Consider the following 23362-nt stretch of genomic DNA (forward strand, 5'->3'; position numbering starts at 1 on the left):
ACGCGGGCATTCCCGCGCGCCGCCGGCGCCGTCCCGCGTCGCAGCGGCGTCAGAAGACCGGCTTGCCCCCGGTCACCCCGAGCACCGTGCCGGAGACGTAGCTCGCCTCGTCGGAGGCCAGGAAGACGTAGGCCGCCGCCACCTCCACCGGGTGTCCCGCTCGCCCGAGCGGGGTGTCCGAGCCGAAGCCCTCGACCTTGTCCGCCGCCATCGTCGCGGGGATGAGCGGCGTCCAGATCGGGCCGGGCGCGACGGCGTTGACGCGGATGCCGCGCGGCCCGAGCTCGGCGGCCAGGTTGACCACGAGGTTGTTGAGCGCCGCCTTGGTCGCCGCGTAGTCGAGCAGGTGGTCCGAGGGCGAGTAGGCCTGGACCGAGGTGGTGATGACGACGCTGCCGCCGTTGCCCTCCAGCTCCGAGGCCAGCTCGCGCACCAGCCAGAACGGCGAGAACACGTTGGTGGCGAAGGTCCGCTCGACCTGCTCGGGCGGGAACTCCTCGAGCGTGTCGTGGGTCATCTGGTAGGCCGCGTTGGCGACGAGCACGTCCAGCCCGCCGAGCGCCTGCACGGCGTCGCGGGCCAGTTGGCGGTTGGCCTCGAGGTCGCGCAGGTCGACGGCGAAGAGGTGGGCCGTGCCGCCCGCCTGCTCGACCAGCTCCTTGGTCCGCTGCGCGTCCGCCTCCTCCTCCGGCAGGTGGGCGACCGCGACCTGGGCACCCTCCTTGGCGAAGGTGATGGCGACCGCCCGGCCGATGCCGGAGTCGCCGCCCGTGACCAGTGCGCGGCGGCCGCTGAGCCGCTCGCGGCCGGTCCACGACTCCTCGCCGTGGTCGGGGGCAGGCTCCAGCTCCCCGACGGTGCCGGGCCACTCCTGGGTCTGGCCGGGGATCGAGGTCAGGTCAGGACGGGTCATGCTTCCTCCTTGGGTATGGGGTGTGGTGCCGGTCGGGTGTGCCGCCTGCCTCACACGTCGCGCTCCCAGCGACGTAGCGCCGCGCAGGCGGCGAGGAACTGCTCGGAGGTGGTCGTGGACAGGTCGAGGCAGGCCTCGTCGAGCCGGTCGGCGATGCCACCGGCCTGCAGCAGCGGCTGGGCGCCGGGGACGTAGCCGATGTACTTGTAGTGCGAGAACGCGTCGGAGACGAAGTCGCGCGTGGCCGGGTGGCCGGCGAGCTCCTCGGCCCCCGCGCCCTCGCCGAGCAGCGCCACGGCGTCGAAGAGCACCGACGGGCCGCCGTCGATCTTGTGGTCGACCGGCCGGCGTTCGCCGCCGGCCAGCGTGACCCCGCCGACCTTCAGGCCGATCGTCTCGACGATCGCACCCCCGTCGGAGAAGGCCTTCGTCAGCGCGTCGAGCGCGGCCCCGTCGACGCCGTCGGTGACCAGGACGCCGAGCTTGCGGCCGGCGAAGCTCTCCGGCGCCCGGGCCGTCATGCTCAGCGCGGGCGAGGGCGCCAGGTCGTGGTCGGGCTGCACGTGCGGGGTGGTGGCCTCGGGCAGCTCCATGCCCAGCCCGTCGGCGACGCCGGCGGCCAGCTCCTCGTCGACGTTGCGCAGGTTGGCCACGATCCGCTCGCGGATGACGGGGATCTCGCACTTGGACAGCTCGAAGACGAAGGCCATCCGGATGTGGTCCTGCTCGGGCGCGCTCTGGCTGCGCCAGAACTGCCCCGCCTGGGAGTAGTGGTCGGCGAAGGACTCCGCCCGTACCCGCCGGGTGTCGCCGCTCTCGGGGCGCTCGACCGTGCGGAAGCCCGCCTCCCGGTCGGCCCGCGGCCCGGCGGCGGCGCCGGTGAAGGAGTTGGGCTCGTAGTTGGCCCGGCCCGCCTGGCGGCCCATCTGCATGTGGCCGTCGCGCTGGAAGTGCGCCACCGGGCAGCGCGGGGCGTTGACCGGCAGCTGGGTGAAGTTGGTCGAGCCCAGCCGCTTGAGCTGGGTGTCCAGGTAGGAGAAGTTGCGCCCCTGCAGCAGCGGGTCGTTGGTGAAGTCGATGCCGGGCACGACGTTCTGCGTCATGAACGCCACCTGCTCGGTCTCGCTGAAGACGTTGTCGACGACCCGGTCCAGGCGCATCGTGCCGATGACGCGCAGCGGCACCTGCTCCTCGGGGATGATCTTCGTCGCGTCGAGGACGTCGAACTCGAAGGAGTCGGCGAAGTCGTCGTCGAAGGTCTGGACGCACAGGTCCCACTCGGGGAAGTCGCCGTTGTTGATGGCGGTCCACAGGTCACGCCGGTGGAAGTCGGGGTCGGCGCCGTTGATCTTGACCGCCTCGTTCCACACCACCGACTGCAGGCCCTGCCGGGGCACCCAGTGGAACTTGACGAAGGTGCTGCGCCCCTGGGCGTTCACGAACCGGAAGGTGTGCACCCCGAAGCCCTGCATGAAGCGGAAGGACCGCGGGATCGCCCGGTCCGACATCTGCCACAGCAGCATGTGGGTCGACTCCGGCATCAGCCCGACGAAGTCCCAGAAGGTGTCGTGCGCGGACTGGGCCTGGGGCCAGCCGCGGTCCTGCTCCTCCTTGACCGAGTGCACCAGGTCGGGGAACTTCAGGGCGTCCTGGATGAAGAAGACCGGGATGTTGTTGCCGACGAGGTCCCAGTTGCCCTCGTCGGTGTAGAACTTCGTGGCGAAGCCGCGCACGTCGCGCGCCAGGTCGAAGGAGCCCAGGTTGCCGGCGACCGTGGAGAAGCGCACGAACACCGGCGTCTCCTTGCCGGCCTGCGCGAACAGCGACGCCCGCGTCAGGTCGGAGAGGTCCTCGGCGGCGGTGAAGGTGCCGTGCGCGCCATACCCCCGGGCGTGCACGACGCGCTCGGGGATCCGCTCGTGGTCGAAGTGGAACATCTTGTCCCGGAAGACGTGGTCCTCCAGGAGGGTGGGGCCCCGGTCGCCGGCCTTGAGCGAGTTCTGGTCGTCCGAGAGCACCTGTCCCTGGGAGGTCGTCATCGCCGGGATGCCGTCACCCGGCAGCTGGTGCAGCTCGCCGCCCTCGCCCGGCTCGGTCGCGTCGGTGTAGAGCGGGTTGTCGGCGGCGGCACCGGCGTTGCTCGGCGTGGGCGGCTGCGGCGGGGCCGGGTCCTGCGGGTAGGAGGGCAGCTGCGGACCACCGTCCTCGACGGCGGGCGCGGCACTCGTGGCGGGGTCGGGCTGGGACATGGCAGGGCCTCTCCGGCGGAGTCGTGGACGCCTCCGACGGTATGGAGTCCCTCCCGCCCCCGCGAGGCGAACGGTCCTGGCGGCGCGGTGCCTCAGCGCTTGGGGTTGACCCACCGCCAGCCGCGCGGCGGCTTGCCCGGGTCGGCGCCCATCTCCCGCACGACGACGTCACCCATGAGCGTGTAGCCGCGCACCACGAGCCGGGCGCCGGTGCGCTGCGCCGGCTCGCGAGGGTCGGTCTCGGTCTTGACGTCGCCCAGCAGCGTCCCGCCGTTGACGACCACGTCGGTCCCGGGCGGCACGACGATCTTGACGTCGCCCATGAGCGACCAGGTCTCGACCTCGAGGGTCTCCCCCGGGGTGATGACCTCGCGCAGGTCGAGCTTGAGGTCGCCCATCAGCTGCAGGGCGTTGGTCCTGCGGGCCGCCTGCCACCGGCCGGTGCGCACGATGTCGCCCATGAACGCCACGAGCGGCTCCGACTTCTCCTGGCGGGCGGGCGGCGGGGCGCCGCGGTAGGGCGGCAGGACCTCTCCCGAGACCGGCACGACCTCCGGCAGACCCGACCCCGGGCTCTGCGGCCCCGGCAGGGGAGGGGGTGGGGGTGCGTCCTGCGGGCCGCCGGCTGCTGCACCACCGACCTCGCTCGGGCCGGGCCACCGCTGCGGCTGGTCCTGCTCTCCCCCTGGCCCGTACGTCATACCTCCACGGTAGTCGCCCGACCGCGCCGCTGTCGGCGGGGCCACCTACGCTGACGCGCATGGAGTTTCGATACCTCGGCAACAGCGGACTGAAGATCAGCGAGATCACCTACGGCAACTGGCTCACCCACGGGTCCCAGGTGGAGAACGAGGTCGCCCACCGGTGCGTCCGGGCGGCGCTCGACGCCGGCATCTCGACCTTCGACACCGCCGACGTCTACGCCAACACCAAGGCCGAGAGCGTGCTGGGGGAGGCGCTGAAGGGCGAGCGCCGCGAGAGCCTGGAGATCTTCACCAAGGTCTACTGGCCGACCGGCCCGGGCGGCAAGAACGACACCGGCCTGTCCCGCAAGCACGTCATGGAGTCGATCGACGGCTCCCTGCGGCGGCTGCAGACCGACTACGTCGACCTCTACCAGGCCCACCGCTACGACACGGAGACGCCGCTGGAGGAGACGATGCAGGCCTTCGCCGACACCGTGCGGCAGGGCAAGGCTCTCTACATCGGCGTCTCGGAGTGGACCGCCGACCAGATCCGCGAGGGCCACCGGTTGAGCACCGAGCTCGGCTTCCAGCTCATCTCCTCCCAGCCGCAGTACTCCATGCTCTGGCGGGTCATCGAGCCCGAGGTCGTGCCGGCGTGCGAGGAGCTGGGCATCTCCCAGATCGTCTGGAGCCCGATGGCCCAGGGCGTGCTCTCGGGCAAGTACCTGCCCGGGCAGCAGCCCACCGAGGGCCGCGCCGCCGACGAGAAGATGGGCCGCGGCATGAAGGGCTTCATGTCGGAGGAGACCCTCACGGCCGTCCAGAACCTCAAGCCGCTCGCGGAGGAGGCCGGCCTGACGATGCCGCAGCTCGCCGTCGCGTGGGTGCTGCAGAACCCCAACGTCGCGGCGGCGCTCGTCGGCGCCTCCCGGCCGGAGCAGGTGGAGGACAACGTCAGGGCCGCCGGCGTGAAGCTGGAGTCGGACCTGATGGCGAAGATCGACGAGGTCCTCGGTGGGGTCGTGGAGCGTGACCCGGCCAAGACCGCGCAGAACGCACCGCAGGAGCGGGTGGCCTGAGGACTCACCCGCGGATCGTCGTCACCACCTCGGTGAGGGACGGTCGGCGCGGGGTCGAGGAGAAGCCGAAGCGGGCGGGCGGGTCGACCGGGGTCAGCGTGCCCAGGTCGACACCGTCCAGCCTGGCCGTCGCGCCGGTGACGGCGCGCACGTCGGTCGCCCCGTAGTACTCGCGCCGCCCCTGCCCGGCGCTCCCGCGGGTCCGCACGCCCCGCAGGACGACCCGGGCCACCGGGTCGGTGAGGGTCGACAGCAGCGGGCTGGCGGCGAGCCTGCCGGGTATGCCGCTCAGCAGCCACCCGAGGGCCGTGCGCGGGCCCAGGGTGGCGTCGAGGGTGAGCGAGGGCGTCGCGACGCGCAGCCGCCCACCGCTCCTGTCGCCGGTCACCGCGACGTCCTCCACGCGCGTCTCGTCGAAGGTGTAGGTGCCGGTGACGAAGTCGGCCACCTCGTGCGACGGCGCGAGCAGCAGCCGGTGCCCGTCGGCCCGCTCGACCATGACGTCGGCGAAGGCCCCCAGCGGGGAGCCGTCCCACATCCCGACGACCAGGCGCACCCCGCTGCTCGTCCCCACCCCGAGGATGCGGCCGGTGAAGGTCCACCTGCGCGACGTCATACCCCCATCCTGTGCCCTGACCGGCGTGCTGACAGGCTGAAGCCATGACCGCCCCGTTCGACCTGACCCTCGAGCAGATGCGCGAGCACCGCTCCGCCAAGTGGAGCCGCGTGCCGGAGGACGTGCTCCCGGCCTGGACCGCGGAGATGGACGTGCGCACCGCGCCCGCCATCGCCGAGGCGCTGCGGACCGCGGTGGACCGGTGCGACCTGGGCTACGCGGGCGACCCGGGGCCGGTCACCGAGGCCTTCGCACGCTTCGCCCGGGACGCCTGGGACTGGGACCCGGGCGCCGGGGACGGCCGGCTGCGGCTCTTCTCCGACGTCGGCCACGGGGTCAAGGAGGTGCTGGCGGCGCTCACGGAGCCGGGTGACCGGGTCGTGCTCAACCCGCCCGTCTACCTCTCCTTCTACCCCTGGCTGCGCTCGCTGCGCCTGGAGGCGCACGAGGTGCCGATGCTCGACGTGGCCGCAGGCGGACGCCTGGACCTCGAGGGTATGGAGCGCGCGCTCGCCTCGGGCACCCGCGTGGTGCTGCTGTGCAGCCCGCACAACCCGCTCGGCCACGTCTACCCCCGGGAGGACCTGGCGGCGCTGGCCGACCTGGCCGTCCAGCACGGCGCGGTCGTCGTGTCCGACGAGATCCACGCCCCGCTCGTGCACCCCGGCAGCCCCCGGCCCTTCGTGCCGTGGCTGACCGTCTCCGACGCCGCGCGGGAGGTGGGCATCGCGCTCCACTCGCCCTCCAAGGCCTGGAACACCGCGGGGCTCAAGCTCGCGGTCGGCGTGACCGCCTCCGCCGGGCGCTGGCCGGACATCCGCCCGGAGGCCGACTGGGCGCCCTCGATCATGGGCCAGTACGCCGCGGTCGCGGCCTACACCGAGGGCCGCGACTGGCTGGCCACGGTCACCGCCGCGCTGGAGGAGCGCACCGGCCAGCTGGTGGACCTGCTCGCCGACGTGCTGCCGGACGTGCGCTTCGCCCCGGGCAGCGCCTCCTACCTGGCGTGGCTGGACTGCCGGGAGCTGGGCCTGGGCGAGGACCCCGCGCGGACGTTCCTGGAGCGGGGCCGAGTGCTGCTCTCCCCCGGGCCGGCGTTCGGCGCCGGCGGCGAGGGGTTCGCCCGTCTCAACATCGGCACCAGCGAGGAGCTGATGGTCGAGGCGGTGCGCCGGATGCGGTCCGCCCTGGACTGACGGGGCGGGCTACTCCCCGGGGCAGCGGATGGCCCCGACCCGGGCCAGCCCGGCCAGGTCGCCGGGGCCGAACCCGACGCGGCCGGTGGTGTTGACCCCCGCCATGAGCTCCCCGTCGTCGTCGACGTGGTCCAGGCCCAGCACGTGGCCGAGCTCGTGGTCGAGGACGGCGGCGTGCTGCTCCCACCGGGTCAGGTCGCTGGTGTCCAGCACGACCTGGCCGCTCGCGTGCCACAGGCGGCCGTCCGGTCCCTCGACGTAGGTGGCACCGCCCAGCCCGGCCGACCGGCCCTCGAGGGAGGGGACCGACACCGGGTCTGCCCACGACACCAGGACGGAGGCCCCGAGCTCGCGGGGGCGGTCGCTCCAGACCTCGTCCGTCTCCCCCACCAGCGTCAGGTCGAGCCCGGAGGCGGCGCTGACCCGGCCCAGCGAGGCCAGCACGATCTCGGCCCAACCCTCCGGCGCCCCGTCGGGGTTGACCGCCACGGGGACCGACCCGCACGGGGAGAAGCCCACCGGCTCGTCGGTGCCGGGCTGGGTCTGGAGGAAGGCGTAGGAGCCGCCGGCGCCCGGGTCGACGGCGGGCAGGACCCGCACCCCTCGGGCCGGCTCCCAGCCCCAGAAGGACGACCCCGCAGGGGGCGTCCACCGCTGGACGACCTCGTCCAGGAGCCCGTCCTGCCACCGTCTCCCGGCGTCCGTCTCCGCCCCGGACGCCGCGTCCTGCTGGTCCGCCGCGGTCGCGCCACCGGCCAGCCCGGGGTCGGCGCCCGGCAGGCCGAGGACCGACCGTCCGGTCGCGGCCACCCACCCGCGCAGGGCTGTCGTCTGCTCGGCGAAGGTGACCACGCCTCCCGCGAGGAGCAGCGCCACCAGGAAGAGGACGAGCGGCCCGCGCCGGCGGCGGGTCCGACGCGGGGCCCGGTGCGAGCCGCGCACCGGGACCGGGTCGTGGGCCCGCAGCGGTGCGACACCCTCCGGGGAGTGGTGGCGCCAGGTCGTGTCAGGCCGTTGGGACGGGTGGCCCGGCGGCGCACCCCCCAACCCGTAGCGGCGGTCCCACTCGTCCAGCTGGGCGAGCCGTCGCTCCAGCTCCTCGGCCCGCCGCCTCCGCGCGGCCCTCTCGAACAACCCCATCAGCGCATTCTGGCCTACCGCGGCCCGCCGTGGGGAGGTTACGCCGGACCCGCACCCGGCCGCCCGGAGCGGAGGGTGTGGACAGGGCGTGGCACCGGTGGAATCCTGTGCTGGCCTGCGAGGAGAGTGAGGCGGTCACGGACACGACGGCGTGGTGGATGGAGGTCGCGGCGGAGGTCCTCGCCGAGAGCGAGGTCGGGACCGCCCGCGGCGTCCTGGCGGCCGCCCTGCTGACCCGGACGGGAGCGGCCAACGCGGCGCGCGTCCACGTCGACTGCGAGGGACGGGTCCGCTGGTTCCGCACCGGACCCGCGCCGGACGTCCCGCCGGAGGAGATGCCCACCCCCGAGGACATGCGACGCCACCCGCTCTTCCACCACCACGTCGTCTCGCGCCGCATGGCCCCGGTGCTGCTGACCGACCTCATGGCCGGCGGTCTGAGACTGGACCCCGACACCCTGGCCATCATCGACCGGCTCCGCATCACCGTCCACCAGCTCTCGGTGCCGGTGGAGCCGCCGACACCCGAGGCCGGCTACGACGGGTGGCTCCTGGTCGGCGAGGCCGTCCTGTCGAGGGCGGCGGTGGAGGAGATGACCCGGATGCAGCCCCTGCTGCGCGGCCTCGACCGGCACCTGCGCCTGCTCGGGGACCTGGTGCCCCGCGCGGCGTGTCCCCTGCTCACGCCGCGCGAGGCCGTCGTGCTCGCCATGCTCGCCGAGGGCTCGACGGTCACGGCGATGAGTCGCCGCCTGCTCATCTCCCCGCGCACCGTGCACAAGCACCAGGAGAACCTCTACCGCAAGCTGACGGCGGTCGACCGCCTCTCTGCGGTCCTGCGGGGCCAGGAGCTCGGGCTGCTACCCCGTCGGCAGCCCGCGGCCCCCGGCCCCCCTTCCGGCCCCGGTTCCGTGGTGGCGCCTACATCGGCGGCATCATCGGCACGCAGCCGGCCTCCATGATGTGGGCGACCGCCAGCTCGGCGAGGGCCCCGAAGTCGTCGTCGGAGAGGTACTCGAACGGCGTCGGCGCCTTGCCCTTGCCCATCGCCCCGCTGCCCACGATGGCGCGGCTGTGGATGAGCGGCTCCTGAGTCAGGCCCTCGTCCACCATCCACGCCGCCACGGCGTCGTCGACGGCCCCCCCGCACTTCTCGACGTCACCGGGCGCGAGGAAGATCATCGTCCCGAGGTCGCTGAGCGGCGTCCACGCGGTCCCACCCGCGAGGTGGTGCTGGTAGGCGGCGTCCGCCCACTGGTCCTTGTAGCAGTGATGGGCCGATGCTGCGCCGGCACTGGTGACCAGACCGGCCGCGGCGAGCGCCGCGGCATACCTGACCCGGGTCGACATCCGCATGACAGTTCCTTCCACGTCCGGGCGCCCACCGGGACCGGTGGCGCTCACGCGCACCACGGTCCCGGAGGGCGGACCGAAGGGCCATACGCACGAGTGCGTATGGACTGCATACCCTTGCCCCATGTCCCGACCCCACCTGTGGATCCGCGCCGAGGCCCGCCCCACCGAGCAGCGCGTGCCCATCGTCCCCGCGCACGCCGCCCAGCTGATCTCCGACGGCTTCGAGGTCACGGTCGAGGAGTCGCCGACGCGGGTCGTCCCCCTCGAGGACTATGTCGCGGCCGGGTGCGCGACCGTCCCGGCCGGCTCCTGGCCCGACGCGCCCGAGGGCGCGGTCGTCGTCGGCATCAAGGAGCTGCCCGAGGACCCCGCCGACCTGCGGCACACCCACGTCTTCTTCGCGCACGCCTACAAGGGCCAGGAGGGCTCGCAGGAGGTGCTCGACCGCTTCCGCCGCGGCGGTGGTGAGCTGCTCGACGTCGAGTACCTCACCGTCGGCGGCAAACGGGTCGTCGCCTTCGGGTTCTGGGCGGGCTACGTGGGCGCGGCGCTCTCCGTGCTGCGCCACCGCGGCCTGCTCGACGGCGCCGTCGCACCGATGACGCGCGAGGACCTCGACGACCGGCTGCGGGGCAGCGCCGGCGAGACGCCCGAGCGCGCCCTGGTGATCGGCGCCCGGGGCCGCTCTGGCCAGGGGGCCGTCGAGGCCCTCACCGTGGCCGGCTGCGCCGTCACCCGGTGGGACCGTCCGCAGACCGCGCGGCTGGACAAGGCGGCGTTGCTGGACCACGACCTCCTGGTCAACTGCGTCGTCAGCGCCGGCGCCGGCGGCCAGGAGGCGTTCGTGACGGCTGCCGACCTGGACGCGCCGCGGCGGCTGCGGGTGGTCGGGGACGTCACCTGCGACGTCACCTCCGAGGCCAACCTCGTCCCGGTCAACACCGCGGTCACGACCTGGACCGAGCCGGTGCGTCGTCTCGGCCCCGAGGAGCACCCGCTGGAGGTCATCGCCATCGACAACCTGCCCTCCCTGCTCCCGCGGGAGTCGAGCGAGAGCTTCTCGGCCGAGCTCACCCCGCTGCTGCCCGACCTGGCCGACCGTGCGGGCCCGTGGGCAGCGAGCCTGGAGTGGTTCCGCCGGCACGTGCACCAGGGCTGAGGACGCCCGGGGCACCGTGCGGCGTAACGATTGCGTAACGGACGACCCGCCGCCGCGGCGGGGCGTCCGGCCGTCCCAAGGCGCGCGCGCGTAGCAAACCGCGCCCGCCACTCGCAACACGGCACGACAGAACTCCCGGCCCTCGCTACGTTGGCAGGAAAGACCCCCGACGACCCGAGGAGCAGACCCATGCCTGTCAACCCCACCACCCGTCGCCGCACCCTCGCCGTGGCCGCCGCCAGCGCCCTCGCCCTCACCCTGAGCGCCTGCGGTGACGGCGGCTCCGAGGAGGCCGGCGGGGAGGGCAACGAGCTCAACCTCGACCAGGAGGGCACCCTGGTCGTCGCCATGAGCGGCGAGTTCCAGCCCTTCAGCTACTTCGAGGGCAACACCCTCACCGGCTTCGACTACGACATCGGCGCCGCGATCGCCGAGGAGATGGGCCTGGAGCTCGACGCCCAGACGGGCGCGTTCGACACCCTGATCCAGGGCGTCGACGCCAACCGCTACGACGTGCTCATCGCCTCGATGACGCCGACCGAGGAGCGCGACGAGCAGGTCGACTTCACCGACAGCTACTACGTCTCCGGCGCCCAGGCCTTCGTCGCCCCGGACACCGAGTGCACCGACATCTCCGAGCTGGACTCCCCGACCATCGGCGTGGCCAGCGGCACGACCTACCAGGACTGGCTCAACGAGAACGGCGGCGACTGGGTGGGCGAGATCCGCACCTTCTCCTCCGACGTGACCGCCCTGCAGGACGTCTCCACCGGCCGCCTGGACGCCGCGATGACCGACCGCAACGTCGGCCTCTACCAGATCCAGGAGTCCGGCCTGGACCTCGTCGAGTGCGGCGAGCCGGTCTTCACCGAGGAGCCCGCCTTCGCCGTCGAGGAGGGCAACACCGCCCTGCGCGACGCACTCAACGACGCGCTGTCGACCATCAAGGAGAACGGCACCTACGCCGAGATCTCCGAGGAGTACTTCGGCAAGGACATCTCCACCACCGGTGGCGACTCCTCCGGTGCCACCGACGACGCGGCCGAGACGACCGAGGGCTGAGGACCACCGCCCGTGTCCGACTTCCTCGAGCTGTTCGCCGAGTACTCGCCGCTCTTCCTCGAGGCGACCTCGGTCACGCTCCGGCTGACCGCCGCCGCCCTCCTCATGGCCATGGTGGGCGGCGCGGTCGTGGCCGCCCTGGCCATGAGCAAGGTGCGGCCGCTGCGGTGGCTGGCGACGGCATACATCGGCGTGGTGCGCGGCACCCCGCTGATCACCCAGATCTTCATCATCTACTTCGGCCTCACGGCCGTGGTCACGCTCGAGGCCTTCTGGGCCGGTGCTCTCGCGCTGGCCTTCCACAACTCGGCCTACATCGCCGAGATCATCCGGTCAGGCTTCCAGGCGGTGCCGAAGGGGCTGACGGAGGCCTCCCGGTCGTTGGGCATGTCCAAGGTCAAGACGCTCAAGCGGGTGCAGGCGCCGCTGGCGCTGCGCACCACGCTGCCCGTGCTGGGCAACCAGTACATCATCGCGGTCAAGGACTCCTCGCTGGTCTCCTTCATCGGGATGACCGAGCTGTTCCAGACCTCGCGCAACATGGCGGCCACGACCTACGAGCCGCTGACCGCCTACATCGTGGTCGCGATCTACTACCTCGTCATCGTGCTCGCGCTGACGGCCCTCGTGGCCTGGCTCGAGCACCGGCTCAGCGCGCACAGGAGGCCGGCCCAGGCATGAGCGAGCACACGACACCCACGGACGGGCAGCCCATCGTGCAGATGCGCGGCATCGTCAAGCGCTTCGGCACCACGACCGTCCTGGACGGCATCGACCTCGACGTCGCCCAGGGCGAGGTGGTCACGCTCATCGGTCCCTCCGGGGCGGGCAAGAGCACCCTGCTGCGCTGCGTCAACGGCCTGGAGCGCATCACCGACGGCACCATCGAGGTGGCCGGCGAGCGGCTGTCCTACACCGAGAAGAGCCTCAACCACCTGCGGGCCCGCATCGGGATGGTCTTCCAGTCCTTCAACCTCTTCCCGCACATGACGGTCATGGAGAACGTGGCGGTCGCCCAGCGGGAGGTGCTCGGGCGGGGCAAGGACCAGGCGCGCTCGCGCGGGGCCGAGCTGCTCGAGCGGGTCGGGCTGGGGCACAAGGCGGACGCCTATCCCGACAACCTCTCCGGCGGCCAGCAGCAGCGCGTGGCGATCGCCCGGGCGCTGGCCATGGACCCCGCGGTCATGCTCTTCGACGAGCCCACCTCCGCCCTCGACCCCGAGCTCGTCGGCGAGGTGCTCGACGTCATGCGGGCCCTGGCCGACGACGGGATGACGATGATGGTGGTGACCCACGAGATGCGCTTCGCCCGGCGGGCCGCCGACCGCGTCGTCCTGCTGGCCGACGGCGGCATCGCCGAGCAGGGGCCGCCCGAGCAGGTCCTCGACTCGCCCACGAGCGAGCGGGGCCAGGCGTTCCTGCAGCAGCTGGCCGAGCACTGAGCCGCCGGCGCACCCGCGGCCGTCAGGCCAGCGGGTGCGCCGCCGTCAGACCCGGCTGACGCCCCGGCTCGACGTACCACTCGTCGCCGAAGGCGAGGGCGAACTCCTGCGCGCCCATCGCCAGCATCCACCGCACGTCCTCCTGCGAGGCGTGGCAGGCCAGCGCCTCCCGCTTGGCGTCGATCACGCCGCGCACGTCGACGCGCCAGTGCAGCTCCGCCTCGGGCGTGCCGAAGGGGTTGCCGTCGTCGGCCGGCGCGTCCGGGTCCCAGTCGAACTCCTCGCCCACCTGGCCGGCCTCCTTGGCCAGGGCGTAGCCGCGGCGCAGCTCGTCGCGGTTCATCGTCGCCTCGAGCACCCGCGGCGTACGGGCCGCGCGGGCAGCCGCGCGGTGGACGACGTGGTGCACCTTGACGTGGTCGGGGTGCCCGTAGCCGCCGTGCCAGTCGTAGCCCACGACCACGTCCGCGTCCTCCTCGTCCAGGACCGCCACCAGGCGTCGGGCCGCCTCGTCGGTGGCGGCCGTGTGGAAGGACTGCTCGTGGGCGTTCTGCTCCCACCCGCTCATCCCCGAGTCGGCGTAGCCGAGCCAGGCCACCCGGGAGGTGCCGAGGACGCGCGCCGAGGCCTCCGCCTCCGCGCGGCGGCGGCTGACGACCGTCTCGCCCTCGGCGAGGTCGTCGGGGACCGTGCCGTGGTCGCCGTCGGTGGCGTAGACGCAGACCACCCGGTGCCCCGAGTCCACCGCCAGGCGCATGGTCCCGGCCGTCTGGGACGCCTCGTCGTCGGGGTGGGCGTGCAGGAAGACGATGGTGCTCATGGGGGTCCATCCTCACACCCGCACCTGCCGCTGCGGGTCTGGAGCGCCGGTGTGACAGGTATGACGCGGGTGATCCGTTGTGCGCCCCTGCCCGTCGTGGCAGGCTGAGGCCATGGGCCTCGCAGACGTGTTCCAACGACGCAGCGACGGAAGCTCGGAGCCCCCGACACCTGTCCCGCCGCCCGTCCGCCCCTCGGTCGCCGAGCAGTTCGCGACGCTGTCCCGGCTCGGGCTGGAGCCCCAGGACGGCGTGACCGCCACCGACGTCAGCGCCGACCGCGAGGCGGCGATCCTGCTCAAGCGCCATCCCTACACCGCGGCGCTGCACTGCCTGGCCCGTGACCCCGGCGGCGGTTTCACCTCCCACCCGCGCGTCACCACCGTCGACCTCGAGCACGTGGTCGGCCCCGACTCCTACCCCGCCCTCGTGCGCAAGCTCGCGGACGCCGCGGGCACCGCGCACCTGCTCGGCGACGTCGTGGGCGGCGTGGACCGCGAGCGCGGGCGCTGGGTGCTGCGGTTCACCTTCGACGGCGTGACCCGGGAGATCCACCCGAGGCTCGACCACGACCGCGCCGACGCCGGCGTGATGCCCGAGATCTTCGACGCGGTGGCCGGCCCCGGCCAGCGCGCCGCGCAGGTGCGCCACGGCCAGACCATCTCCGTGGCCTACGTGCCGAGCCGCCACGAGGGCGAGCTCCAGCGCGTGCTCGACCGCTGGGCCGAGCTGGCCTGACCGCTCGGCCTGACCAGCTCGGCTGACCCGCTCGGCTGACCCGCACCCCGCCTGACCGCTGCGGGCCGTCTCTCTGCGTGCCCGATCTCCGCGTGCCCACGAGCCGTCCTCGACGTGCGATTTTGCACCCGGGGCCATTGCCGTGATGCACTTAGGCGTACCTAAGTTGGTTCTTCTCCTTCAAGGACGTGCACATGGCTCTGCCCTCCCGCCTTCTCCCCGTCGCCACCGCCGGCGCCCTGGTGCTGACGCTCGCCGCCTGCGGAGGCGGTGACGAGCCCGACGCCACGCCGGGAGGGGACACCACCGAGGGGTCCGGCACCACCGGTGAGCCGGCCGCCGGCGGGGCCGAGGAGGGTGACGGCACCCTGACGCTGTACTCGGGCCGCAACGAGGAGCTCGTCCAGCCGGTCCTCGACGCCTTCACCGAGGAGACGGGGATCGAGGTCGAGGTCCGCTACGGCGACACGGCCGCGATGGCCGCCCAGATCCTCGAGGAGGGGGACAACTCCCCCGCCGAGGTGTTCCTCGCCCAGGACGCCGGGGCGCTCGGGGCCGTCTCCCGCGAGGGCCGCCTGGTGGCGCTGCCGCAGGAGACGCTCGACCTCGTGCCCGAGACCTACCGCTCCGTCGACGGCGACTGGGTCGGGCTCACCGGCCGCTCGCGCGTGCTCGTCTACAACAAGGACGCGGTGAGCGAGGAGGAGCTGCCGCAGACCGTCGAGGAGCTGACCGGCCCGGAGTGGACCGGCCGCCTGGGCATCGCCCCCACCAACGCCTCCTTCCAGTCCTTCGTCACCGCGCTGCGGGTCCTCGAGGGCGACGACGCCGCGCAGACCTGGCTCGCCGACCTCGCGGCCAACGACCCGCAGATCCGCGAGAAGAACGGGATGATCGTGGCCGACGTCGACGCCGGCGCCATCGACGCGGGCCTGGTCAACCACTACTACCTCTACGAGCTCGCCGAGGAGCAGGGCGTGGCCCCCGAGGAGCTCACCGCCGCGCTGCACTTCTTCGGCGCCGGTGACGCGGGTGCGCTGGTCAACATCTCCGGCATCGGGCTGGTCGACGAGCAGGCCGACGGCGACGCGCAGGCCCTGGTCGACTACCTGCTCAGCGAGGCCGGCCAGACCTACTTCGTCGAGGAGACCTTCGAGTACCCGATGATCGAGGGGGTCGGAACCCCCGCCGACCTGCCGCCGCTCGAGGAGCTGGAGACGCCCGAGATCGACCTCAACGACCTCGACGACCTGCAGCGCACCATCGAGATGATCACGGAGGCGGGTCTGCTCTGAGCGCCTCCCGCCCGCACGCCGCGCTCACCGCCGGGGCCCTGGCCGCCACGGCGGTGGCGCTGATCCCCCTCGCCTACCTGCTCTTCAGGACGGCGCAGGGGGGTCTTGGCGCGTGGGTCGAGGCGGTCGCCACCGAGCGGACCGCCCGGCTGGCCACCACCTCGCTGCTGCTGGCCGGGGTCGTGACCGCCGCGTGCCTGGTCATCGGGGTGGCCAGCGCGTGGCTGGTCACCCGCAGCAACACCCCCGGGCGCCGCGCCTTCGCGGTGCTGCTGGCGCTGCCGCTGGCGGTGCCCAGCTATGTCGCCGCCTTCACGTGGGTCTCGGTCGCCGACCTGTGGACGGCCACCCCGGGCACCCGCTTCGAGGGCTTCGTCGCCGCGGCGGTCGTGCTGACGCTCTACACCTACCCCTACGTCTACCTCCCGGTCGCGGCCGCGCTGGTGCGGGCCGACCCGGCGCAGGAGGAGGTCGCGCGCTCCCTCGGCCGCGGCCCGCTGCACACCGTGCTGACCGTCACCCTGCCGCAGGTCAGGCCGGCCGTCGTCGGCGGGGGGCTGCTCGCCGCGCTCTACGTCCTCGCCGACTTCGGGGCCGTCTCGATCCTGCGTCTCGACACCTTCACCCGGGCGATCTTCACGGCGTTCAGCGCCGGCTTCAACCGGCAGGGTGCACTCACCCTGGCGACCCTGCTGGTGCTCGTCACGACCGTCATCCTGCTGCTCGAGGGGCGCACCCGCCGCGCGGGGGCGCGCTTCTCCGGCACGCACGTCACCCGCCCGGCCCGCGCCGCCGACCTCGGGGTATGGCGCTGGGCCGGGGCCGCCGGCCTCGGCGCCGTCCTCCTCGCGGCGCTCGGGGTGCCCGCCCTCTCGCTGGCCCGGTGGATGGCCCGGGGCACCTCGGCCGGTGACGCCACCGGCCGGCTGTGGGACGCCGCCGTCGGATCCCTGACCGCGTCGCTGCTCGGGGCCCTGCTCACGATCCTGCTGGCGCTGCCGCTGGGCATCCTGGCCGCGCGCCACCCCGGGCGGCTGAGCCAGGCCCTCGAGCGCACGGCATACCTCGCGCACAGCCTGCCCGGTGTCGTCGTCGGCCTGTCGCTGGTGTTCTTCGGGGTGACCGTGGCGCTGCCGTTCTACCAGACCACCTGGCTGCTGGCGCTGGCCTACGCGACGCTGTTCCTGCCGCTGGGCGTGGGCGCCGTGGCGTCGGCCGCGAGCCAGGCCCCGCGCTCGCTCGAGGAGGCCGCAGCCGCGCTCGGCCGGTCCCCCGCCCAGGTGTTCCGCCGGGTGACCCTGCCGCTGACCCTGCCCGGCATCGGCGCCGGTGCCGCGCTCGTCTTCCTCACCGCGATGAAGGAGCTGCCGGCGACGCTGCTGCTGCGGCCCACGGGCATGGACACCCTCGCGACGCGGCTGTGGAGCGCGACCGCCATCGGCCGCTACGCCGAGGCCGCCCCCTACGCCCTGGTCCTGGTCGCGCTCGCGGCCGTCCCCACCTGGCTCATCGTCCGGCGCACCGGCATCCTGCCGGCGGCGGGCGAGCGGGAGCCCCTGCGCCCGGTCGAGGTCGAGGACCCGACCGGCGCGTCCGACCTCCTGGAAGGCGTGAAAGCATGAGCCTGAGCAGCCTGTTCCGCACGGAGGGCGACCGAGGCCAGATGACCGGGAGCACGACCGTCGACCCCGGCGGCGCCCAGCACGCCGTCACGGTCGTCGACGTGGCCAAGCAGTTCGGCGCCGTGCAGGCCCTCGACCGCGTCAGCCTGACGATGGAGGCCGGCGAGTTCCTGGCGGTGCTGGGGCCCTCGGGCTGCGGCAAGACCACCCTGCTGCGCTGCCTGGCCGGCTTCGAGCGGATCGACGCCGGCCGGATCGCCCTGGGTGGGCGCGCCGTGGCGCTGCCCGGCATCCACCTGCCGCCGCACCGGCGGCACGTGACGGTCGTGCCCCAGGAGGGCGCGCTCTTCCCGCACCTGTCGGTCGCCGACAACGTCGGCTTCGGTCTCGACGGCTCGGGGACCGGACGTCGGGGGGCCAGGGGCGCCCGGAGGGCGGGCCGGGTGGAGGAGTGCCTGGAGATGGTCGGGCTGGCGGGCATGGGCGCCCGGATGCCGCACGAGCTCTCCGGCGGGCAGCAGCAGCGGGTCGCCCTGGCCCGCGCCCTGGCGCCCCGACCCCCGCTGGTGCTGCTGGACGAGCCGTTCAGCGCGCTGGACGCCTCGCTGCGCACCGAGCTGCGGGCCGACGTACGCACGGCGCTGCGCGAGGCGGGCGCCACCGCGATCCTGGTCACCCACGACCAGGGTGAGGCCCTCTCGATGGCGGACCGCGTGGCCGTCATGTGCGACGGCCGGATCCGGCAGGTCGGCACGCCCGAGGAGGTCTACGCCCGGCCCGAGGACGCGTGGGTGGCGACGTTCGTCGGGGAGGCCGACCTCGTCGAGCTGCCGCACGGGCAGGGTGGCCCCGGCTCCGTCGCGACGGGCCTGGGCCCGGTGCTGATGACGCAGGGCCGAGCCGACGCCTCCCACCTGGTGGTGCGCCCCGAGCAGGTGCGCCTGGTGCCGGAGACGTCCACCGACGCGCCGGAGTGGGCGGTCGCCACGACCGTGCGCAGCGTCGACTTCCACGGCCACGACGCGCTCGTGACGCTGGGTCTGCCGGACGGCGGCGTCGCCCGCGCCCGCACCGGTGCCACGCCGCCCCACCCCGGGGAGCGGGTGCTCGCCTGGGTCGAGGGCAGCTGCCGGGCGGTCCCCTCCGGCGACGCCTGAAGGGCGCACCGAGCAGGGCTCAGGAGCAGGCGGCGTCGCGCAGCGCCTGCAGGCCCGCGAGGTCGCCGTCGCCGAGGCCACGCTGAGAGCTGTACTCCGGCGCCATCAGCTGCGAGGGGTCCTCGGTGTGGCCGAGGCCGATGACGTGCAGCAGCTCGTGCACGAGCACCGGTCCGGGGTCGGTGCGTCGCAGGAGGCCACCCGGCATGTCGGTGTCGAGCACGACCATGCCGCCCACGGCACGCCCGCCCCCGCCCGGACCCTGCACATAGCTGGAGCCTCCGATGCCCGCGGTGCGGCCCGCGAGCTCGGGCACCTCGCTCTCGTCGGCCCACATCAGCAGCACCGGCCCGGCCCCCCGCTCCTGATACTCCCGGTCGTCGGTCTCGCCCACGACCTCCAGGACGAAGCCGCTGGCGTCGTTGACCTGCGCCACCGCCGAGGCGACGAGCTCGGCATACCCCTCGGGCGCGTCCTGCGCGTTGACCTCGAGCTCGATCGTGCCGTCGCACGGCCAGGTGACCGGCGTGCCGCGCGGCGTGGTGGCCATGAAGGTGTAGCCGTCGCCGCCCGAGCCGGGCACGCCGACGATCGGGTCGATCGCGGCGTCGCGCAGGTCGGTCAGCGCCAGGCTCGGGGACAGCGCGACGGTGCCGACGATGACCGCCCCGACCACCAGGAGCGTCCCCAGCACACCGCCGCACGAGCGGCGCTGGCGGACGGGCTCGGTCATGGGCCCAGTCTCCCCCACCCGCCTGGGCGTTCCGGCGGGACGACCTGCGGCGGCCGCGCGACCATGACGCCATGGCCAGCTACGAGGTGAACGAGGCGGGCGTGGCCCGGTGCCGCGAGCTCATCGATGCCCGGCAGTACGTCCTGGACTCGGAGTGGTCGGAGCGGCAGCCGGACGCCGCGGCGCAGAACGCCTTCCTGGATCGGCACCCGATGGAGGAGTATGCCGCGTGGCACCTCGGGCTGACGGTCGGCGCCACCGACGGGACCAAGGGTCGCTACGCCTTCGGCTACGGCGACTTCCGGCGCGTGCACCGCTCGGCCCTCATCGCCTGCGTCTTCCGGGCGGCGCAGTGGCGGCACAAGGCGGTGGAGCTGGCCGCCCACGACCTGCTGCAGCGTCTCGACAGGCGGTCGGGCGTCACCTTCCCGGGCGGCTGAGCCGCGCGGCGGCCCACTCCGCCGCGGCGTCGACGAGCGAGACGGTGTGCAGCGCGGGCAGGTCGTGCACCGGCACCCACCGGACGTCGTCGGTGGTGCCGTCGACCTCGACCGTCAGCGTGCCCCCGGTGACCGAGGCCAGGTAGACGACCTGGAGGGCGTGCAGCGGCCGGCCCTGGCGGCGCGTGCGCCGCCGCTCGGTGGGGATCCAGTGGTTGCGCACGCCGAGGAGCCCCTCGAGCCGGACGGTGAAACCGGTCTCCTCCCGCACCTCGCGCAGGCAGGTGGCCTCCGGTGACTCGCGGTGCTCGAGGCCGCCCCCCGGCAGCGTCCAGCCGGCGTACTCCGTGCCGTCGGCGTCACGCTCGCGCCAGTGCGGCAGCAGCACCCGGCCGTCCTGCTCGATCCATGCGTAGCACCCCACCCTGGTGTCGAAGTCCACCGGCCCAGGGTAGGGGCGGAGGGCCACCCGGCGCGGGCGAACCCCATACCGCGCCCCCGCCCACCCGCTGCAGCCGCAGGTCGAGGATCACCAGACGCGCTGGTCGCACCCGCCACGGCGTGGTCGTCCTTGGCCGGCCGGCCTCGCCCAGCTGGGCGATGTCGACCCGCCGAGGGCGAGGCCGGGGGGTCCTGTGGACAACGACGGCACTCCCGATCGCTTCCCGGGCAGGCTGTGGCGGCATGGAGCCGACGACCTGCCTCGCACCGGGCCAGCGCGACGAGGTGCTGCACCTGCTCGCCGCCCAGCACCACACGCTCAGCAGCCGCGACCTCAAGGGGCTGCGGATCGGCAGCGAGGGCGTGCGCGCCCTGACCCGGACCGGGGTGCTCACCAGGGTGGCCCGGGGCGCCTACGTCTCCACCACGGTGCTCGCCGCGGCCGATCCGGACGAACGGCACCGGCTGACGGCTCTCGCGGTGGCCCGCACGTGGCCGGAGGGTGTCGCGGTGAGCCATGCCAGCGCGGCGATGCTGTGGGGGCTGCCGGTCCTGTCCCGTCCCGACCGGGTCCACGGCAGCCGCACGGGGGCCGGGCAGTTCCGTCGGGCTGCCCGCTACACCATCCACACCGGCTACTCCGCCGCCCGGACCTCCTCGGTCCGCGGGGCTCCTGTGGTGGAGCCGGCGTTCGCGGTCGTCGGCGTCCTCGAGAGCTCCGGCGTGCAGGAGGCGGTCGTCTGCGGCGATGCAGCCCTGCACCGTGGCCTGGCGGTGGTCGACGACCTCGAGCGAGCCGCGTCTGCAGCCGGACACCCGTCGGCACGACGCCTGATGCAGCGCGCCGCTGGCCTCATGGACCCAGCCTGCGAGTCCGCGGGCGAGACGCTCTCGCGCCTCCTGCTGGGCAGGCTCGGGTATGCGGTGACCTCGCAGGTCGCCGTCCACGCTCCGCACGGCGGCTTCGTCGGACGGGTGGACTTCCTGGTCGACGGCACCAGGGTGGCCGTGGAGTTCGACGGCATGGTGAAGTACGGCGAGCGCAACGCCCTCGTCCTCGAGAAGCGGCGTGAGCTTGCGCTCCAGCGCGCGGGCTACACGGTCGTCCGGATCGTCTGGGCGGACCTGTCGCGACCGGACCGGGTGCGTGAGCTCCTCGAGACCGCCATCGCGGCCGACCGGGCTCGGTCAGCCTGACCCCCGGCCGCGGCACAGCAGGGTCGACATCGCCCAGCTGGGCGATGTCGAGCCCAGCTGGCCGATGTCGACCGGTGCATGGCGAACCCACCAGGACTCCCGGAGGCGCGGCGACCCACGGACCTGCCGTGCCTTACTGGCCGAGACCGCCCAGCATCGTCTCGAAGTCGGTCACGTCCGTCGGCAGGTCGTTGCCCGAGCGGCGGCGGCGGACCCCGTCGAGGTCCTCGGAGCTGGGCGCGAAGCCCGCCACCGAGCCGGTCTCGGCGACGACCAGCGCCGCCAGCTCGGAGGCCGCCCGCGTGATGCGCGCGGTCAGCGAGTCGTGCTCGCCCCCGCCGAAGTCCTCCGTGGCCGCGAACACGCCGGTGGGCACGACGACCGCCCGCAGGTAGCCGAACAGCGGCCGCAGGGCGTGGTCGAGGACCAGCTGGTGGCGCGCGGTCCCGGCCGTCGCGGCGATGATCACCGGCATCCCGGTGAGGGCGTCGGTGTCGAGGATGTCCACGAACATCTTGAACAGCCCTGAGTAGCTGGCGGTGAAGACCGGCGTCACGGCCACCAGCCCGTCGGCGGAGCTGACCAGGTCACGAGCGCGCCGGACCGCGGGGGTCGGCATACCCCCGGTGGTCATGGTGGTGGCCAGGTCGACGGCGAGCTCGCGCAGCTCGATGACCTCCACCTGCGCGCTCTCGCCGCGCGCGCTGACCTGCGTGCCGACGGCCTCGGCGATGCGGTCGGCGAGCAGCCGGGTGGACGACGGCCGGGACAGGCCTGCGGTGATGACGACGATGCGACGGGACACGTGCGGCTCCCTGGGTCGGGGACGTTCGGGTGGTTCGAGAGGGGTGTGGGCGGTCAGCGCGCGACTGCGGCGGCCTGCTCGGCGGCCCGGACGGGCGCGACGAGGTGGTGCGGCGCGTCGGGGCCGGCGGCGACCAGGCTGGCGTGGGTGGGCGGGTCGCTGGGCACGTGGGCCGGGCGCCGCGCCTCGAACTCCCGCCGCAGCACGGGCACGACCTCGCGACCGAGGATCTCCATCTGCTCCAGGACCATCTCCACCGGCAGGCCGGCGTGGTCGATGAGGAACAGCTGGCGCTGGTAGTCACCGACAGCGTCGGCGAAGCCGAGGGTCCGCTCGATAACCATCTCCGGGGTGCCGACCGTCAGCGGCGTCGCCCGGGTGAACTCCTCCAGGCTCGGGCCGTGACCGTAGACCGGGGCGTTGTCGAAGTAGGGCCGGAAGACGCGCTTGGCCTCCGCCTCGGTGGCACCCATGAAGACCTGCCCGCCCAGACCGACGATCGCCTGGTCGGCACCGCCGTGGCGGTAGTGCTCGAAGCGGCGGCGGTAGAGGTTGACCATCTGCGCCGTGTGCTCGATGTTCCAGAAGATGTGGTTGTGGAAGAAGCCGTCCCCGTAGTAGGCGGCCTGCTCGGCGATCTCGGTGGAGCGGATGGAGCCGTGCCACACGAAGGGCGGCGTGTCGTCCAGCGGGCGCGGCGTCGAGGTGAAGCCCTGCAGCGGCGTGCGGAACTTGCCCTGCCAGTCCACGACGTCCTCGCGCCACAGGCGCCGCAGCAGGTGGTAGTTCTCGATGGCCAGCGGGATGCCCTGGCGGATGTCCTTGCCGAACCACGGGTAGACCGGGCCGGTGTTGCCGCGGCCCATCATCAGGTCGACCCGGCCCTTGGCCAGGTGCTGGAGGAAGGCGTAGTCCTCCGCGATCCGGACCGGGTCGGTCGTGGTGATCAGGGTCGTCGACGTGGACAGGAGGAGACGCTCGGTCTGCGCGGCGATGTAGGCCAGGTGGGTCGTCGGGGCCGACGGCACGAACGGCGGGTTGTGGTGCTCACCGGTCGCGAAGACGTCCAGCCCGACCTCCTCGGCCTTGAGGGCGATGCGCGTCATCGCCTCGATGCGCTCGCCCTCGCTGGGCGTGCGTCCGGTGGTGGGGTCGGTCGTGACATCGCCGACGCTGAAGACACCGAACTGCATGGGGCTCACCTTCTCCGGGGTAGTT

Annotated in this window: 24 protein-coding genes; 13 read left to right on the forward strand and 11 right to left on the reverse strand. The window is 73.5% G+C overall.

The genetic code is table 11. The annotated features are described in order from the left end of the window. Positions 1 to 49: 49 nt before the first annotated feature. From K330_RS0115510 to K330_RS22925, 3 genes are all read right to left on the reverse strand, one after another. Complete coding sequence (locus K330_RS0115510) at positions 50 to 913, reverse strand: glucose 1-dehydrogenase (protein WP_022922734.1); 864 nt, start codon at positions 911 to 913, stop codon at positions 50 to 52. A gap of 50 nt (positions 914 to 963) precedes the next feature. After that, complete coding sequence (locus tag K330_RS0115515) at positions 964 to 3162, reverse strand: catalase (protein ID WP_022922735.1); 2199 nt, start codon at positions 3160 to 3162, stop codon at positions 964 to 966. Between the two features lie 92 nt (positions 3163 to 3254). Beyond that, on the reverse strand, positions 3255 to 3863 hold the full coding sequence (locus K330_RS22925) for a LiaF domain-containing protein (protein ID WP_156875842.1): 609 nt from the start codon (positions 3861 to 3863) through the stop codon (positions 3255 to 3257). Between the two features lie 59 nt (positions 3864 to 3922). Here K330_RS22925 and K330_RS0115525 point away from each other — a divergent pair, with 59 nt between their 5' ends. Further along, complete coding sequence (locus K330_RS0115525; RefSeq protein WP_022922736.1) at positions 3923 to 4927, forward strand: aldo/keto reductase family protein; 1005 nt, start codon at positions 3923 to 3925, stop codon at positions 4925 to 4927. A gap of 4 nt (positions 4928 to 4931) precedes the next feature. Here the strand turns inward: K330_RS0115525 and K330_RS0115530 are convergent, their stop codons facing one another. Beyond that, a complete protein-coding gene (locus K330_RS0115530; protein WP_022922737.1) occupies positions 4932 to 5543 on the reverse strand; it encodes a hypothetical protein in 612 nt (203 codons plus the stop codon). 44 nt (positions 5544 to 5587) lie between these two features. Between K330_RS0115530 and K330_RS0115535 the strand changes: the two genes are divergently transcribed. Then, the gene (locus K330_RS0115535; RefSeq protein ID WP_022922738.1) at positions 5588 to 6739 is read left to right on the forward strand and encodes a MalY/PatB family protein; all 1152 of its coding nucleotides are present in this window, start codon (positions 5588 to 5590) and stop codon (positions 6737 to 6739) included. A gap of 9 nt (positions 6740 to 6748) precedes the next feature. Here the strand turns inward: K330_RS0115535 and K330_RS22930 are convergent, their stop codons facing one another. After that, positions 6749 to 7879, reverse strand: a complete 1131-nt coding sequence (locus K330_RS22930) for a zinc metalloprotease (protein WP_022922739.1) — start codon at positions 7877 to 7879, stop codon at positions 6749 to 6751. 77 nt (positions 7880 to 7956) lie between these two features. On the opposite strand from K330_RS22930, the gene K330_RS22935 reads away from it, so the two are divergent. Beyond that, on the forward strand, positions 7957 to 8841 hold the full coding sequence (locus K330_RS22935; protein WP_202804536.1) for a response regulator transcription factor: 885 nt from the start codon (positions 7957 to 7959) through the stop codon (positions 8839 to 8841). Here K330_RS22935 and K330_RS0115550 read toward each other — a convergent pair. Beyond that, positions 8801 to 9283: a hypothetical protein gene (locus K330_RS0115550; protein ID WP_156875843.1), complete on the reverse strand. Its 483-nt coding sequence runs from the start codon at positions 9281 to 9283 to the stop codon at positions 8801 to 8803. The two genes, K330_RS22935 and K330_RS0115550, sit on opposite strands and share 41 nt — an antisense overlap. A 73-nt stretch (positions 9284 to 9356) precedes the next feature. On the opposite strand from K330_RS0115550, the gene K330_RS0115555 reads away from it, so the two are divergent. From K330_RS0115555 to K330_RS0115570, 4 genes are all read left to right on the forward strand, one after another. Next, positions 9357 to 10394, forward strand: a complete 1038-nt coding sequence (locus K330_RS0115555) for a saccharopine dehydrogenase (RefSeq protein WP_022922742.1) — start codon at positions 9357 to 9359, stop codon at positions 10392 to 10394. A gap of 189 nt (positions 10395 to 10583) precedes the next feature. Beyond that, complete coding sequence (locus tag K330_RS21770) at positions 10584 to 11456, forward strand: transporter substrate-binding domain-containing protein (RefSeq protein ID WP_022922743.1); 873 nt, start codon at positions 10584 to 10586, stop codon at positions 11454 to 11456. Between the two features lie 12 nt (positions 11457 to 11468). After that, positions 11469 to 12137 carry an amino acid ABC transporter permease gene (locus tag K330_RS0115565; protein WP_022922744.1) on the forward strand — a complete coding sequence of 223 codons (669 nt, stop codon included), beginning with the start codon at positions 11469 to 11471 and terminating at the stop codon, positions 12135 to 12137. After that, complete coding sequence (locus K330_RS0115570; protein WP_022922745.1) at positions 12134 to 12898, forward strand: amino acid ABC transporter ATP-binding protein; 765 nt, start codon at positions 12134 to 12136, stop codon at positions 12896 to 12898. The genes K330_RS0115565 and K330_RS0115570 overlap by 4 nt, the downstream gene beginning before the upstream one ends. Before the next feature lie 22 nt (positions 12899 to 12920). On the opposite strand, the gene K330_RS0115575 is transcribed toward K330_RS0115570, so the two are convergent. Next, the gene (locus K330_RS0115575; RefSeq protein WP_022922746.1) at positions 12921 to 13718 is read right to left on the reverse strand and encodes a PIG-L deacetylase family protein; all 798 of its coding nucleotides are present in this window, start codon (positions 13716 to 13718) and stop codon (positions 12921 to 12923) included. 112 nt (positions 13719 to 13830) lie between these two features. Between K330_RS0115575 and K330_RS0115580 the strand changes: the two genes are divergently transcribed. The 4 genes from K330_RS0115580 (at position 13831) to K330_RS21780 (ending at position 18528) form a co-directional block, all read left to right on the forward strand. Then, positions 13831 to 14454 (forward strand): hypothetical protein, encoded by a 624-nt coding sequence (locus K330_RS0115580; protein ID WP_022922747.1) that lies wholly within the window; start codon positions 13831 to 13833, stop codon positions 14452 to 14454. A gap of 194 nt (positions 14455 to 14648) precedes the next feature. Further along, positions 14649 to 15749 carry an iron ABC transporter substrate-binding protein gene (locus K330_RS0115585; protein WP_022922748.1) on the forward strand — a complete coding sequence of 367 codons (1101 nt, stop codon included), beginning with the start codon at positions 14649 to 14651 and terminating at the stop codon, positions 15747 to 15749. A gap of 53 nt (positions 15750 to 15802) precedes the next feature. Beyond that, the gene (locus tag K330_RS21775; protein ID WP_022922749.1) at positions 15803 to 17371 is read left to right on the forward strand and encodes an ABC transporter permease; all 1569 of its coding nucleotides are present in this window, start codon (positions 15803 to 15805) and stop codon (positions 17369 to 17371) included. Beyond that, positions 17368 to 18528 carry an ABC transporter ATP-binding protein gene (locus K330_RS21780; RefSeq protein WP_022922750.1) on the forward strand — a complete coding sequence of 387 codons (1161 nt, stop codon included), beginning with the start codon at positions 17368 to 17370 and terminating at the stop codon, positions 18526 to 18528. Before K330_RS21775 ends, K330_RS21780 begins: the two co-directional genes overlap by 4 nt. 19 nt (positions 18529 to 18547) lie before the next feature. Here K330_RS21780 and K330_RS0115600 read toward each other — a convergent pair whose 3' ends face one another. Then, positions 18548 to 19261, reverse strand: coding sequence for a matrixin family metalloprotease (locus tag K330_RS0115600; protein WP_022922751.1), 714 nt, complete (start codon positions 19259 to 19261; stop codon positions 18548 to 18550). A 71-nt stretch (positions 19262 to 19332) separates the two neighbouring features. On the opposite strand from K330_RS0115600, the gene K330_RS0115605 reads away from it, so the two are divergent. Then, positions 19333 to 19701, forward strand: coding sequence for a hypothetical protein (locus tag K330_RS0115605; RefSeq protein ID WP_022922752.1), 369 nt, complete (start codon positions 19333 to 19335; stop codon positions 19699 to 19701). Here the strand turns inward: K330_RS0115605 and K330_RS0115610 are convergent. Then, a complete protein-coding gene (locus K330_RS0115610) occupies positions 19682 to 20143 on the reverse strand; it encodes an NUDIX hydrolase (RefSeq protein WP_022922753.1) in 462 nt (153 codons plus the stop codon). The two genes, K330_RS0115605 and K330_RS0115610, sit on opposite strands and share 20 nt — an antisense overlap. Positions 20144 to 20385: 242 nt before the next feature. On the opposite strand from K330_RS0115610, the gene K330_RS21785 reads away from it, so the two are divergent. Beyond that, a complete protein-coding gene (locus K330_RS21785) occupies positions 20386 to 21339 on the forward strand; it encodes a type IV toxin-antitoxin system AbiEi family antitoxin domain-containing protein (protein WP_022922754.1) in 954 nt (317 codons plus the stop codon). A 133-nt stretch (positions 21340 to 21472) separates the two neighbouring features. On the opposite strand, the gene K330_RS0115620 is transcribed toward K330_RS21785, so the two are convergent. Both K330_RS0115620 and K330_RS0115625 read right to left on the reverse strand, forming a co-directional pair. Continuing rightward, positions 21473 to 22144, reverse strand: a complete 672-nt coding sequence (locus tag K330_RS0115620; protein WP_022922755.1) for an FMN reductase — start codon at positions 22142 to 22144, stop codon at positions 21473 to 21475. 53 nt (positions 22145 to 22197) lie between these two features. Further along, complete coding sequence (locus K330_RS0115625; RefSeq protein WP_022922756.1) at positions 22198 to 23337, reverse strand: LLM class flavin-dependent oxidoreductase; 1140 nt, start codon at positions 23335 to 23337, stop codon at positions 22198 to 22200. Positions 23338 to 23362 lie beyond the last annotated feature (25 nt).

The organism is Ornithinimicrobium pekingense DSM 21552, from assembly GCF_000421185.1.
GTDB classification, from domain to species: Bacteria; Actinomycetota; Actinomycetes; order Actinomycetales; family Dermatophilaceae; genus Ornithinicoccus; species Ornithinicoccus pekingensis.

Excerpts from the sequence above, each read along its gene's own strand:
- K330_RS21780 (WP_022922750.1), top strand. The coding sequence starts at position 17,368 with ATGAGCCTGAGCAGCCTGTTCCGCACGGAGGGCGACCGAGGCCAGATG.
- K330_RS22930 (WP_022922739.1), bottom strand. The coding sequence starts at position 7,879 with ATGGGGTTGTTCGAGAGGGCCGCGCGGAGGCGGCGGGCCGAGGAGCTG.
- K330_RS0115580 (WP_022922747.1), top strand. The coding sequence starts at position 13,831 with ATGGGCCTCGCAGACGTGTTCCAACGACGCAGCGACGGAAGCTCGGAG.
- K330_RS0115575 (WP_022922746.1), bottom strand. The coding sequence starts at position 13,718 with ATGAGCACCATCGTCTTCCTGCACGCCCACCCCGACGACGAGGCGTCC.
- K330_RS0115585 (WP_022922748.1), top strand. The coding sequence starts at position 14,649 with ATGGCTCTGCCCTCCCGCCTTCTCCCCGTCGCCACCGCCGGCGCCCTG.
- K330_RS0115600 (WP_022922751.1), bottom strand. The coding sequence starts at position 19,261 with ATGACCGAGCCCGTCCGCCAGCGCCGCTCGTGCGGCGGTGTGCTGGGG.
- K330_RS21770 (WP_022922743.1), top strand. The coding sequence starts at position 10,584 with ATGCCTGTCAACCCCACCACCCGTCGCCGCACCCTCGCCGTGGCCGCC.
- K330_RS0115530 (WP_022922737.1), bottom strand. The coding sequence starts at position 5,543 with ATGACGTCGCGCAGGTGGACCTTCACCGGCCGCATCCTCGGGGTGGGG.
- K330_RS21785 (WP_022922754.1), top strand. The coding sequence starts at position 20,386 with ATGGAGCCGACGACCTGCCTCGCACCGGGCCAGCGCGACGAGGTGCTG.
- K330_RS0115570 (WP_022922745.1), top strand. The coding sequence starts at position 12,134 with ATGAGCGAGCACACGACACCCACGGACGGGCAGCCCATCGTGCAGATG.
- K330_RS0115525 (WP_022922736.1), top strand. The coding sequence starts at position 3,923 with ATGGAGTTTCGATACCTCGGCAACAGCGGACTGAAGATCAGCGAGATC.
- K330_RS0115535 (WP_022922738.1), top strand. The coding sequence starts at position 5,588 with ATGACCGCCCCGTTCGACCTGACCCTCGAGCAGATGCGCGAGCACCGC.
- K330_RS0115625 (WP_022922756.1), bottom strand. The coding sequence starts at position 23,337 with ATGCAGTTCGGTGTCTTCAGCGTCGGCGATGTCACGACCGACCCCACC.
- K330_RS0115605 (WP_022922752.1), top strand. The coding sequence starts at position 19,333 with ATGGCCAGCTACGAGGTGAACGAGGCGGGCGTGGCCCGGTGCCGCGAG.
- K330_RS0115555 (WP_022922742.1), top strand. The coding sequence starts at position 9,357 with ATGTCCCGACCCCACCTGTGGATCCGCGCCGAGGCCCGCCCCACCGAG.
- K330_RS0115515 (WP_022922735.1), bottom strand. The coding sequence starts at position 3,162 with ATGTCCCAGCCCGACCCCGCCACGAGTGCCGCGCCCGCCGTCGAGGAC.
- K330_RS0115510 (WP_022922734.1), bottom strand. The coding sequence starts at position 913 with ATGACCCGTCCTGACCTGACCTCGATCCCCGGCCAGACCCAGGAGTGG.
- K330_RS22925 (WP_156875842.1), bottom strand. The coding sequence starts at position 3,863 with ATGACGTACGGGCCAGGGGGAGAGCAGGACCAGCCGCAGCGGTGGCCC.